The following is a 13,186-nucleotide window of genomic DNA, read 5'->3' as shown; positions in this document are numbered from 1 at the left end:
ATATGGAAAATTCCGTTGATAAATATTGGACTATTCGTCTGCGTGCTGTGCAGGAAAATCTTGCCAGAAATAACTTTGATGCCTATGTTGCTGCCTCTGTAGCTGATGCTAAACATTTGGTCATGAATGAAATTATGCCTCCGCTTGCCGTAAAAACTGTGGGTTTTGGCGGATCGATGACCCTGAAAGAGACAGGTATCTATGATGCCCTCTGTGAGTCGACGGAGCTTCGTGTTTTTCGTTCCGATCTGTCGGCGCAGTCAGCGGAGGATAAAATAGAGGTGCGTCGTAAGTCTCTGTTGGTGGATATCTTTTTTACCGGAACCAATGCCCTGGTGGCCGATGGAACTCTGGTAAATCTTGATATGATCGGTAATCGGGTTGCGGCCCTCTCCTTTGGCCCTAAGTATGTGGTTGTGGTGGTGGGTCGTAATAAGATTGTCGAAGATCTTGAATCTGCCATGGAGCGCATTAAAGAGTATGTCGCCCCGATCAATGCCATGCGTCTCTCCATGAAAACACCCTGTGCAACAACGGCTGAGTGTGCAGATTGTCAAAGTTCTCAGCGCATTTGTAATACATGGGCTATCAATGAAAAATCATTCCCTAAAAAACGGATCATTGTTGTTCTGGTAAATGAAGATTTAGGTTTTTAGAACCCGAGGTATATTTTTGACTAGAAGAAAGATAGAGCTGTTGTCCCCCGCCCGTGACCTGCAGTGTGGAAAGAGTGCAATAGATCATGGTGCAGATGCTGTTTATATTGGGGGGCCAAGCTTTGGCGCCAGGTCGGCTGCCGGTAACAGCCTGGCCGATATTGAACAGCTTGTCCGCTACGCCCATCGCTATTTTGCCCGGGTCTATGTTGCTCTCAATACCCTCTTGGCTGATGATGAGCTGGATGTCGCAGTGGCGCAGATTTATCAGCTTTATGATCTGGGGGTGGATGCACTTATTATCCAGGATATGGGCCTGCTTGAATGTGACCTGCCTCCCATTGCCCTCCATGCCTCTACCCAGTGTAATAATCGAAGCCCGGAAAAGGTTGATTTTCTGCAAGGGGTGGGATTTGAACAGGTTGTCCTGGCTCGGGAGCTCTCTCTCACGGCGATTCGTGATATTCATCGAAAAACCGATGTTGCTCTGGAGTGTTTTATTCACGGCGCCCTCTGTGTTTCCTACAGTGGTCAGTGTTATATCAGCGAGGTGATCTGCGGTCGCAGCGGTAATCGTGGTGAATGCGCCCAGTTTTGTCGTCATAGATATCAGCTTAAAGATGGTCGGGGCAAGTTGCTGGCCGATGAATATGTTCTCTCCTTAAAGGATCTCAACCTCTCCTCCAGCGTTGAAGACCTGCTTGATGCGGGGGTGAGCTCTCTGAAGATTGAAGGCCGGCTTAAGGGGGAGCAGTATGTGAAAAATGTTACCGCCCATTATCGACAGCAGATCGACGAGATATGTGCCCGGCGTCCTGAGTTTGTTCCTGCCTCTTCGGGAAGCTGTTCATTCTCATTTCAAGCCGATCCGGAACGTTCTTTTAATCGGGGCCATGGCGAATACTATCTGCGCGGGCAGAGAGCTAAGACCGGGGCGACAAAAACGCCTAAGTCGGTGGGACAGTTTATCGGCAGGATAACAGGGGTTGGTAAAAGAACCTTTCAGGTAGAGAGAGGGGAACTTCTTCATAATGGTGATGGCTGCTGTTGCCTTAAAGTAGGCGGTGATCTGCTTGGCTTTCAGGTGAATCGGGTGGAAGGAAATACCGTGCATCTGGCCAGAGCTGTCCCTCTTAAGGTGGGGATGGAACTCTATCGTAACCTTGACCCGCTCTTTAATAAGGGCCTTGATCAGAGTGGTATCTGTCGGCGGATTGGAGTTCAACTGAAGCTGGTTGATCTGGGAGAGGAACTTTGCTTAAGCATTTGCGATGAGGATGGGGTGAAATCTGAGACCCGACAAAAAATCGAGCGCTTACGCGCTCAAAAAGAGGGTATTGGCGAACAAACGGCAAGACGTCAGCTCTTAAAAGTGGGCGAAACAATTTTCAAAGTAAATCAACTCGAGGTTGAGTTGGCTTCTAATCTCTTTGTTACAGCCGCGGTCTTTAATGGTCTAAGACGTCAAGCCTTTGAGACTCATATTAAACAACGCCTCCTTTCCTATAAACGAGAGGACTTGCCCCTTGTCCCTAATAATATCCCCTGGCTGACCGATAAGGTAACAGTCTACGATAATATAACCAATAAAAAGGCCCGGGCCTTTTATCAACGACATGGTGTCCACTCTTTTTCTCAGACAGGAACAGAGATAACCACTCTTATGCACTGTAAATATTGTGTTCGTAATCAGTATGGCCTCTGTTCAGGGCAGGGCGAAAAGAGTGCAGAGCCTCTTTTTATCAATGATAAGACGGAAGCGTATACTCTGATTTTTGACTGTAAAAAGTGTGAAATGAAGGTACTAAGGGGAAGGCAGGACACTTAAAAGGACCTTTGTTCTACGGCTCAATCTTACAGTTAAGATTGAGCCAATAGAACAACTCTTTAGCGGCGAACTAGTACAAGATCTTCTTTTCCCGTTTTCTTCTAGCCAAAAAGGTTAGTATGCGGAGCATGGGAATATAAACAAGTATGGTCAGGATAGATCCGACAATGAAACTGCCGAGGCAGAGGGGAATAACAAGATGCGGTCCCAACTGAATAACCTCTTGCAGAAGCAAGGTTGAACCCCAAAAATCCAACTGCGCCATTGTGCTACCGATACCCAAGAAGAGTTCATATACTTCAGAGACTGGAGGGCCTCCCCAGATGTGTTGGCCAATATAGTAATTAAAGCTGAAGATGGGGGCAACAGTCACGGGATTGGTTAACCAGACAGGAATAATTGCAGCTGCACGATTACAGTTAAAGAGAGTGGCAAAAAATATAGCGAGAATAATTTGCACCCCCAGGGTCGGGGTAAAGGCAATGAATGTGCCCAGGGCAAAACCACCGGCAATAGCTCGCGGTGAACTACGTAGTTTTGTCAGCCAACGGAGTATTGGCCGCATTCGTAACAAAAAACGCAAAGAGATCTTGGGCATAAATGACATACTCTATAATACTTCTTATCTATTGTAGTGTAACAGTGCCACTATTTATCATAGTAGCGTAAAAATAGCTGATTGGCCTACAATTAAACGTATCACAATAGTTTTCGCGAGTAAAATTTTATTGCCAGCTGAAATCTTATGTGAAAAAGTTGTAAAATTAAACTTATAAATAAATGAAAATAGGGTAGCTCGTGAACAGAAGGGAATGTTTAAAATATCTTGCACTAGCTCTCGTTGTAGATCCCATAGATTTAATGGCAAGTGTGCCCTGTATCAGGGTGGAACATCCCAAAAAATCTTACCTAACCTCTTGCTCCGTTTTATCTGAGAAATCCGTTGCCGAAAAAGAGTTTGAAAGGTTGTGGACAGATGATAGAGATGCCAAGGATCATCTTATAAAATTTAAAAATCCTGATCTTGCCTACCCGGGAGATATTATTCTCAGCCCTAAACGCTATCCCCTACTTGCCAGTATCATTGGTCGTCTTTATAAAATACAGAACTATGTTGGTCACGGAAATTTTTGTCTGCTTGGTCTCGATGAGAGTTATCGTTTTGCTAAATATAGACCTGAGATCGGTGCCTTTTCCTCCATAGAAAAAAATTTTCTTGAAGAGATCTTCTTTCGTGATGCCAAAGAGTATGGTTTTTTAGGGGAAAAGCCGATGAGCCATTTAGATGGCAAGATAACACGCAGTCTCCTTTATAGGCTTCCAGGCAATGGTAATTTTCTCTTTAAGGGGGCAGCTCTTGCCAAGTACAGAAGGGTTAAAGAGGATATTGGCAAAGAGCTAATTCTAACCTCCGGAGTACGTAATCTGGCCAAACAGTTCTACCTCTTTCTGCACAAGGCATATCTCTTTGGTGGCAATTTTTCTCTTGCCTCCCGTTCTCTTGCCCCTCCGGGTTACTCATTTCATGCAACGGGTGATTTTGATGTTGGTCAGCGTGGTTATGGATCTGATAATTTCACTGAAAAGTTTATCGAAAGTTATGTCTACAGGGAGCTGATTAAGCGTGGTTATGTGAATTATCGTTATGGTAAAGATAATGTCCTTGGCGTACGCTATGAACCTTGGCATGTGAAGGTCTAGCGGAACGGCGAGAGAACTACAGCCATAAGCTATCAGCTATCAGTAGCAGCGAAGTGGCGAAAAGCGAAAAACAGTTAACCAGAGAGAGACAAGAAACTGTAGTAGTCTCTACGAAGCAACTCTTTTTATCTCGGATTTACTCTGTGTTCTCGGCTGCCAGTGGTGAATGTTTTTCTCATATTCCTCACTCCTATTTACTCAGCATAGGAAGCTCTAAAAATGGAAAGAGAAGGCAATAGGTGTTTAAATTTTCGGGCGAGGCTATGTTTGAAAATGTAGCGAATAGTTAAGGGTCACGATGCACTCGCTTTTCGATATTTCTCCAAGGTCTCGGAGAGGATGGCATAGTTTTTCTCAATGTCATGATGGCAGCGGATATGCGCCTGAGCATTTTTTCCCATTTTCCTGCGAATATCGTCATGCTCTAGAAGATAGGTGATGTTGTTGGTCATCTGTTCCGGTTCCTGAGCAGATGAGAGCAGGCCTGTTTCACCATCAATGACCGCCTCCCCCGCACCCCAGTCACCGTAAGCAATAACCGGTAGACCGCAGGATTGGGCTTCAAGGTAGACCATTCCCAACGCCTCGTGGATACCGGGAAAGATAAAGAGGTCGGCTGCTGAGAAGTAACGATAGATCTCGTTTCGCTCGATCCTGCCCATAAAGATGACCTGATCCTCCAGTGGCCGGGCATAGGCCTCCAGCTCCTCACGACAGAGGCCGTCACCAATGAGGACCAAAAGAAATTTTTTTCCAGCTGCTTTGAGGGTAATCATGGAGGCGATCACCCTCTTTATTCCCTCGCTCTTTACATCGGGGCGGAACATGGCTGCGCTGATAATCACCTTTCCCTCTCTTGGCACCCCCCAGCTCTGGCGCAGTGCAGTTCTGGCGGTGGCATCCGGGTAAAAGGCCTCGGGATAGATACCGGGGGCAATATAGAGGAGGCGATCCTCCGGGAGAAGACGGCGCAGGTTCTTGTAATCTCGCCTCTTGTTGGTGATTACAAGGTTAGCCTGTCTGAGGACATAGCGGTTGAGAAGAAAGCCGGGCAGGGTGGAGAGTTTTTTTCGCCTTTTGGTAGAGTAGATGCCCTGAAAGAGCAGATAGGGAATCCCTAAACGTCTGCTACAGAGGGCGCCGAGAATGTCGGGAGCCTTATAGTAGCTATGATAGCTCAGCCAGATATCGGGGCTCTCCTTTCGGTATTTTCGAGTGATACGTAATATTTCCAGTAGGCATGCCCAGCATAGTCCAGGCCTGCGATATAGCCAGCGAAGCCGTAGGCTGCTGGCCACCTCTAGCTGATGCTCTTTTGAGAGATGGGCAAAAATTCCCCTGCCGATGATAAGATCTCCCGACGGAGTAGGATGATCCAGGGCCTTAAAGGGCATGTAGTAGATAATTTTCATAGGATAGTGGTATTGATTATGGGATCATCGGTTACAGTTCTAGGGAGAGTGTAACAACTTAGGCCCCGGGGATGCCAGAATTTTAGGTGGGGAAGAGCTAAAAGAACGAGAAATGCCCCCCCTGTCTGAGTTCAGCGGTCTATGATATTGATATAATTTTGCGGGAATGATGAGAAAATTTGAATTTTCAATAAGGTGTAGTCCCGACCCCGAGCCAGATGAAATTCCTTTACTACAGACATCCCTGATAGCTAAGTGCAGACTCCGATATCAGGGCTAGAAATTGTATAACGCAGATATTTGCAGAAAAACTGATCTTTCAAGGTTTCCCCTATGCCACAACTGGATATTTTAATTTACGCCCACGATGGTCGAGGTTTGGGCCATGCTAGTCGGAGTATTGCCATTGGTAGCGCTCTACGCCGCCTGGCACCGGATGCTAAGGTACTCTTTGTCTCTGGCTGTGCCATGAGTGGAGAGTTGATTGCCGATGCTCCTCTGGATTGGTGCAAGCTTCCCTCCTATAAGACCATGGTGGTGGATGGAAAGTCTCGGGGAATAAGGGGGGAGAGTGGTTTTACCGATGAGGCTCTTGGTCTTCTCCGGGCCAGACAATTACAGAGCCTGGTGGAAGTTTATCGCCCCCGAATTGTACTGGTAGATCATGCCCCTCAGGGCAAACATCGTGAACTTCTGCCGGCCCTGGAGTCAGAGGCGGGACAGGCGGCGCATTGGCTGTTGGGGGTGCGTGGGGTTGTGGGAGGGGTGAATCAGACCCTGTCCGACTACCCTGCCCGGATCTTCTCCCGCTACTATAAATCTCTCCTCTGGTATGGAGATCGGGCTGTTTTAGGCGAAGGGCATCTGCAGACCCTGAAGGATACCTATGGGCAGGAGGCCCAGGAGTGTGGTTATGTAAGCCGTTTTTTTGAGCAGGGGCAGCAGACTGATGTTGCGAAGAGTTATGCCGGGGTTATATCTATTCCCTGGCTGGGTGAACACTCTCTGCAGTTTCTTCAGGCCCTGCTTGTTGCTCTGGAGAATGTCGGCGGAGGCTGGGGCCCGTGGCGGATCTTTATGGATGGGGAAGGTTCTCCCGAGGCAAAAAGGCTCTATGCCGGCTTTGCCGCTCTTGACCACTGCAGGGTCGAACCACCGGGCCGAGCCTATCTGCAGGCGCTGACGGCCTCGCGCATAGCTGTTATTTATGGTGGCTATAATAGTCTGGTCGACCTGCTCTCTCTGCGTATTCCCGCCTTGGTCTGTCTGCGGGCCATGCGGGATCGGGAACAGCAGATTCATCTGCAGAGCTTGCAGGAAAATGTGGCCCATGGCTTTCAGGTCTTTGCCGAGGAGGAGGTTACAGCTGAAGAGTTACAGACTATGCTTCTTGTCGCCCTGCAGGAGGAGGATGGCATCCGCCATGAGGTGCGCCTCTCCGGCGCAGACCGTGCGGCAGAGATCATGTTGGAAATGCTTTCCTACAGCTAGAAGATCTTGTGACAATCAATCATTCGTGGCAGGGGTGAAATTGCCGACTGTGCCTGTTTAAACAGGCAGTAGGCTGTCTCTGCAGTGAGAAACCGACCTTCAACTGTTGTCAGTATTTTCTGATCACGTTGTTTTTGGGTGGTAAATAGTTTATCCTTGTTGGCAAATGGCGAGCTAGTGGTGCTGTAAAAAACAAAAATCCTTGTTCTTGACATCATCCCCAGACTAGGAGTATTTTACGGGGCTCACAAAATTTTTAGTCATCAAGGAGACAGTTAAGTATGTGGCAGAATATTGAGGCAGCACCAGCGGATTCTATTTTAGGTCTTACCGAGGCCTTTCGTAATGACCCCAATCCTGCAAAGGTAAATCTTGGCGTTGGCATTTATAAGGATGAACAGGGAGCAACCCCTATTTTACAGTGTGTGAAGAATGCTGAAGCTCGGTTGATTGAAACCGAGGAAAGCAAGGTCTATCTGCCTATATCCGGTGCCCCCGCCTATACAGAAAACGTACAGAAGCTGCTCTTTGGTGAAGAGAGTGAAGTTATCAGCTCAAAACGGGCGATCACAGCCCATGCCCCCGGTGGCACAGGTGCCCTGAGGATGGGGGCGGGGCTGTTGAAGACATTTTTCCCTGAGGCCAAGGTATGGGTAAGCACTCCCACCTGGGCCAACCATACGGGTATCTTTTCCAGCACAGGTTTTGAGATTGCTCACTATCCATACTATGATGAGACTCACCGTAGCGTTGATTTTCAGGCCATGCTGATGAGTCTGCGGGCAGTACCTGAGGGTGATATTGTCCTTCTTCATGCCTGCTGTCATAATCCCACCGGTGTTGATTTGACACTGGAGCAGTGGCATCAGGTTGTAGCCATTGCTCAAGAGAGGAACTGGATTCCCTTTCTTGACTTTGCCTATCAGGGCTTTGGCGTCGGCACCTCCGAGGATCGCTGTGCCATAGAGCTCTGTGCCGAGGCGGGGATTGATTTTTTTGTCGCCAGCTCTTTTTCCAAGAACTTTGGTATGTATAATGAGCGTACCGGAGCAATTACCGTGGTTGCTGCAAATCAAGCAAGTGCGGCTGTGGCCCTCAGTCATCTGAAGAAGACCATCCGGGTTGTCTACTCTAATCCTCCAGCCCATGGTGGCCTGGTGGCAGCTACTATTTTGAGTGACCCTGAACTCTATGATCTCTGGCAGCAGGAGCTGCAGGATATGCGCGAGCGCATCATCGCCATGCGCGTTGCTCTGGTAGAGGGCTTGAGTTCACGCGGGGTTGATCAGGATTTCAGCTTTATTACCGAGCAGTCTGGTATGTTCTCTTTTAGTGGTCTCTCCGATGAGATTGTTGCCTGGCTTCGTAAGGAGAAGAGTATCTATGTGGTGGGTGGTGGTCGGATTAATCTTGCTGGTCTTACTGCCAGCAATATAGACTATGTCTGTGATGCCATTGCCGAGGCTCTTAAGTCGTAGGTAGACGAGCCTAAGCTCAACGATAAAAATCCCCCTGAAGCAAGGCTTCAGGGGGATTTTTTTGTTTGGGGCCTAGGCACCGTGGCCGGTACGACTGATAATCTCTTCCTGATGAGCCCGATCCAGATCGACAAAATAGTCGCTGTAGCCCGCCACCCGAACCAGGAGATTTTTATACTGATCGGGATGTTGCTGGGCCTTCTTCAGGGTTTTAGAGTCCACCACATTGAACTGAATATGGTGGCCGCCTAGGGAGAAGTAGGTGCGGATCAGGTGTCCGAGGTTTTTCAGGTCACTCTCGTCTTTCAGGGCCGCGGGCAGAAAACGTTGATTGAGAAGGGTACCTCCGGACTTATACTGGTCCATCTTGCCCAGAGATTTGATTACCGCCGTTGGCCCCTGCAGGTCGGCCCCCTGGGAGGGGGATGTCCCATCCGAGGTGGGCAGTCCGGCCAGTCGACCGTTGGCACTTGCCCCTAGCATCTTGCCAAAGTAGACATGGCAGGTGGTGGAGAGCATATTGAGATGATACTCTCCACCCTTGGTGTTTTTCTGTCCGTCAATGCCTTGGAAGAGGCTGTGGTAAACCCTCTGCATGATGTCATCGGCCAGATCATCGTTATTGCCATAAAATGGTGTATTATTGAGCAGATCTGCTCTTAACTCCTCTTCACCCTGGAAGTTGCTGGCCAGGGTTTTTACCATTTTCTCCATACTCAGCTCGCCCTCAAAAACATGGGTCTTCAGGGCCGAGAGGCTGTCGGTGACGGTACCAATACCGCAGCACTGGATATAGTTGCTGTTGTAGCGGGGGCCGGCATCGTAGTAGTCACGGCCCTTTTCAATACAGTCGTGGATGACCACGGAGAGAAAGGGGGCAGGAGAGTATTTGCCGTACATTCGCTCAATATAGTTATTCATCCGCACCTTCAGTTGGATGATATGGTTCAGCTGTTGTTCAAAGGCCTTATAGAGGGCAGAAAACGTTTGAAAAAAACTGGCTTCGCCAGTCTCTAGTCCCACCCGAATACCGCTGAGTGGATCAATGCCGTTATGGAGGGTGATCTCTAGTATCTTCGGGACATTGAGATAGCCAGTGAGAATATATGCCTCCTTACCGAAGGCCCCGGTTTCAATGCAACCACTGGTGCCACCCTCCCGAGCATCTTCCAGACTCTTTCCAGCCCGGACCAGTTGAGTAACTACTCCGTCGGCATTAAAAAATGAAGGGTAGCCATAACCCTTTCGTACAACCTCGCAGGCACTGGCAAGAAGACGGGTCGGGCTCTGTTGGCTTAAATGGATGCTGGGTTGTGGCTGAAGGAGATGGAGCTCATCGGATACCTCCAGGGCAATATAGCTGATCTCATTGCTGCCATCCTGGCCATTTCTCTGCAGGCCTCCCAGGTTAATCTGAGTGAAATCATTATAGGTGCCGCTCTCTTTAGCGGTGACCCCTACCTTAGGAGGAGCAGTGTGATTATTGATCTTGATCCATAGGCAGGCCATAAGTTCTTTGGCTCCCTCTCGGTTAAGGATGCCGCTAGCCAAATCATTTTCATAAAAGGGATGGAGGTGATGATCAAGATGGCCCGGAGTCATGGCATCCCAACCATTGAGTTCGGTGATGGTACCCAGATGGACAAACCAGTACATTTGAATAGCCTCGTGCATAGTGCGAGGAGCATGAGCAGGTACCCAGCGACAGATCCTGGCAATCTCCAGTAACTCCTGGCGGCGCTCACCTTCCTCCTTATCTGCCATTCTCTCAGCCAGTTCGGCATGTCTTTTGGCAAAGATGATGGCCGCATTACAGGAGATATCCATGGCCTGTAGCTCTTCGCGCTGATCGGCAGCCCTGGGGTCGGTCAGGAAGTCCAGTCTTGCTATCCGTCCGGCAATGCGGGCCTTAAAGTCGAGCATCCCCTCTCGGTAGATGGTGCCATCGAGGGCGGTATGGCCCGGGGCACGCTGTTCCATAAACTCTGTAAAGAGACCTGCCTGATAGGCTTGTCGCCACTCTTCAGGCGCATTTTTAAAGATACGATCCCGCATGCTCCGCCCCTGCCAGTAGGGAATGACCTCCTCCTCATACCTGTTAATATCCTCATCGCTGAGTCGGTAGTTGGTCATGGGGCGATCGTTGAGGATATGCAGATCCTCTGCGCTGTGGCAGGTGAGCTCGGGGAATGTGGGTACGGCCTTGGGCGAGGGCCCGCGTTCACCTACAATCAGCTCATCGTCGCCAATATAGAGTGTCTTATGTTGGCAGAGATGTTGAAAGCAGAGGGCGCGGAGGATGGGCAGGGGGTATTTACCGCTGTTCTCCTTATAGAACTCTGTTTCGAGCAGGGCGCGTTCGATGGATATGCTTGCTTGGGTGGAAAAACTTTTTTGTCGAAGTCGCTCGATACGAGAGTTCATGCTCTTCTCCTGAACTGGTCTGTGGGGGAATAGGGATAGCGTATTCCCCTATATTACAGGAGTGGCTTAAATAATTTCAATAATAATTCTTAGCTGTGTTGCCCCTGCTCCTGATTTTTTTTGGCTGCGATAATTTTTTTTGCCAGAGGATAAAATCCGTCGTGGGGCGGAAAGGACGGAAAAACAAAAAAATAGCATCATTTAAGGGTGCTGGCCCCTGTTAGGGGCTGCTTTTAAAAGAAAAAACATGGCAGAAAAAACTTGACGCTGTTGACGGGCTCTGGTATATACATCGGCACAGAGCGCATATATGCGGGAGTAACTCAGTGGTAGAGTGCAACCTTGCCAAGGTTGACGTCGCGAGTCCGAATCTCGTCTCCCGCTCCATATATAAAGCGACCAAGAAGATTTCTTCTTGGTCGCTTTTTTTGTTTCATCTCCATTTCTCTCCCTCTAGCCCTTCCCCTTCTTTTTTGCTAAGATACTCCTAGTCAGTTCTTTGTTCGCCATGGCGAGTTTATTTATAGATTAAGGGGTAATCGATGGAAAAATATATGACAGGGCTTCTGCTAATAATGCTCTTCTCTCTCACTTCCTGTGCCAGCACCTACTACGGGGCCATGGAGAAGGTCGGCTATCATAAGCGGGATATTATGGTTGATCGGGTCAAGGCGGCTCAGGAATCTCAGGAAGAGGCCCAGGAAGATTTTACCTCCGCCCTCCAGCAATTTGATTCCGTGGTGCGATTGGAGGATACCGACCTCAAGCGAGCCTATGAGTCCCTGAACGATGAGTATGAGAGCATCTCCGATGCGGCTGAAACGGTCTCCAACCGCATAGATCGGGTGGAGTTGGTGGCCGACGCCCTCTTTGCTGAGTGGGAGGCTGAGCTTGCCCTCTACCAGAGCGCCAGCCTGCGCAACAAGAGCAAGGGACAGTTACGACTCACCAAGGCCAAGTATCAGACGATGATCAGGAGCATGCACCGGGCCGAGGCCAGCATGGACCCTGTCCTCAAGACCTTCCGGGATAATGTCCTCTTCCTCAAGCATAATCTCAATGCCCAGGCCATCGGCTCCCTCCGTGGCGAGTTCCGCAGCCTGAAAGCCGACATCAACACCCTCATAAAGCAAATGAAGCAGGCTATAGCCTCCTCCAACGCCTTTATCAAAGACCCTTCCCTAGCCCCTGCCACGGCCATGAAAATGGCCCTATAGGCCTTTGCAGGGCAAATAACAGTTTTTTAAAGGGGTCTCTCGCCAAGGAGACCCCTTTTTTTATGCCCGCACCACGCCTGCACCTGCACACCCCGCCCATGAAGTAGGATGGAAAAAGCTGTGAGCCTTCAGCTATCAGAGGAAAAAAGCCATAAGCTGTCAGCTGTCAGCTGTCAGAAAAAGAAAGGGCATCTGCACGCCCTGCCCATGAAGTAGGATGTAGGATGGGCAAAATGGAGCGATTAGCGGAGTGTGCCCATCAATGCGGTGCATGTAGTTGTCTGTCGGCAGAAAAAAAGGGCAGAGGAAAGGTCAAAATAGCTGGTTTGGTAGAAGAATTTGTCGCTCCCCACCCAACCTCCCCTCGCCGAAGGGAGGAGTTAAAAACACTCCTTTTTCGTTGGTAATAGCCTTGCAGAAATCGAAGCTGTTTTTGTGCAATGAGCAGGTAGAAATGCTCTTCTTGTCGAGTGGTTGGAGGCGGGGGTGCGACGGTCTTGGCAGGATGGTGAAGTGGAGCGATTAGCGGAGTGTGCCCATCAATGGTGGGGAATAGCTGTAAGTCTTCAGCTGTAAGCTGTCAGGGAGAAAAAAGCTATAAGCCTCAGTTTTCAGCTGTCAGAAGAGGCATCCCCGCACCGTGGTGGCGGATGGAGGCTTGGGCGAAGGCCCATCTGAATAGCTGTAGCCCTAGCTGCGTACAGCAACCTGTTAGCTGTTTAGTCTTATATATGATTTTATATGTACACCTGCGGCTGACTCTGCTTTAAGCCCTTTTAACTCAGACTCTGCGATCCCACCATCGGGCAAATAGACCGTCAGGATGTCCTCTGTTACAAGATATTCTGCTGAATAGAACTTGCCATTATACTGAATAGTAATTTCGTTATCCATTTATTCACCTCTTGAAATTTATGTTTAAGTGGACCTGTTTCTTTTAGGATCGTAGCACTTGCAATAAAACAGAAGCATGTTCTGC

General features: G+C 49.0%; 10 protein-coding genes and 1 tRNA gene. 7 read left to right on the top strand and 4 right to left on the bottom strand.

Annotated features, from left to right (window positions below; translation table 11 throughout):
* Positions 1-2: 2 nt before the first annotated feature.
* Positions 3-656 (top strand): lactate utilization protein, encoded by a 654-nt coding sequence (locus DP_RS03105; RefSeq protein WP_011187869.1) that lies wholly within the window; start codon positions 3-5, stop codon positions 654-656.
* Between the two features lie 16 nt (positions 657-672).
* Positions 673-2,484, top strand: a complete 1,812-nt coding sequence (locus tag DP_RS03100) for a peptidase U32 family protein (protein ID WP_011187868.1) — start codon at positions 673-675, stop codon at positions 2,482-2,484.
* A gap of 70 nt (positions 2,485-2,554) precedes the next feature.
* Here DP_RS03100 and DP_RS16560 read toward each other — a convergent pair whose 3' ends face one another.
* Positions 2,555-3,091: a DUF2062 domain-containing protein gene (locus tag DP_RS16560; RefSeq protein WP_011187867.1), complete on the bottom strand. Its 537-nt coding sequence runs from the start codon at positions 3,089-3,091 to the stop codon at positions 2,555-2,557.
* 254 nt (positions 3,092-3,345) lie between these two features.
* Here DP_RS16560 and DP_RS03090 point away from each other — a divergent pair, with 254 nt between their 5' ends.
* Positions 3,346-4,185: a M15 family metallopeptidase gene (locus DP_RS03090; RefSeq protein WP_156792194.1), complete on the top strand. Its 840-nt coding sequence runs from the start codon at positions 3,346-3,348 to the stop codon at positions 4,183-4,185.
* Between the two features lie 293 nt (positions 4,186-4,478).
* Here DP_RS03090 and DP_RS03085 read toward each other — a convergent pair whose 3' ends face one another.
* Positions 4,479-5,597, bottom strand: coding sequence for a glycosyltransferase family 4 protein (locus tag DP_RS03085; RefSeq protein ID WP_011187865.1), 1,119 nt, complete (start codon positions 5,595-5,597; stop codon positions 4,479-4,481).
* 333 nt (positions 5,598-5,930) lie between these two features.
* On the opposite strand from DP_RS03085, the gene DP_RS03080 reads away from it, so the two are divergent.
* Together DP_RS03080 and DP_RS03070 are read left to right on the top strand one after the other, a co-directional pair.
* Positions 5,931-7,088 (top strand): hypothetical protein, encoded by a 1,158-nt coding sequence (locus DP_RS03080; RefSeq protein ID WP_011187864.1) that lies wholly within the window; start codon positions 5,931-5,933, stop codon positions 7,086-7,088.
* A gap of 281 nt (positions 7,089-7,369) precedes the next feature.
* Positions 7,370-8,566, top strand: a complete 1,197-nt coding sequence (locus DP_RS03070; protein ID WP_011187862.1) for an amino acid aminotransferase — start codon at positions 7,370-7,372, stop codon at positions 8,564-8,566.
* Between the two features lie 72 nt (positions 8,567-8,638).
* Here the strand turns inward: DP_RS03070 and hypD are convergent, their stop codons facing one another.
* Complete coding sequence (gene hypD, locus DP_RS03065) at positions 8,639-10,990, bottom strand: trans-4-hydroxy-L-proline dehydratase (protein ID WP_011187861.1); 2,352 nt, start codon at positions 10,988-10,990, stop codon at positions 8,639-8,641.
* A gap of 312 nt (positions 10,991-11,302) precedes the next feature.
* On the opposite strand from hypD, the gene DP_RS03060 reads away from it, so the two are divergent.
* Positions 11,303-11,377: transfer RNA gene (locus DP_RS03060), tRNA-Gly, on the top strand.
* A gap of 155 nt (positions 11,378-11,532) precedes the next feature.
* Positions 11,533-12,207 (top strand): DUF2959 domain-containing protein, encoded by a 675-nt coding sequence (locus tag DP_RS03055; RefSeq protein WP_011187860.1) that lies wholly within the window; start codon positions 11,533-11,535, stop codon positions 12,205-12,207.
* 711 nt (positions 12,208-12,918) lie between these two features.
* Here DP_RS03055 and DP_RS03050 read toward each other — a convergent pair.
* Positions 12,919-13,101 (bottom strand): hypothetical protein, encoded by a 183-nt coding sequence (locus tag DP_RS03050; RefSeq protein WP_011187859.1) that lies wholly within the window; start codon positions 13,099-13,101, stop codon positions 12,919-12,921.
* Positions 13,102-13,186: the final 85 nt, after the last annotated feature.

This window comes from Desulfotalea psychrophila LSv54 (assembly GCF_000025945.1).
Taxonomy (GTDB): Bacteria; Desulfobacterota; Desulfobulbia; order Desulfobulbales; family Desulfocapsaceae; genus Desulfotalea; species Desulfotalea psychrophila.
The sequence above is the reverse complement of the archived record's forward strand: the minus strand, read 5'-3'. Positions and strand labels throughout refer to the sequence as shown.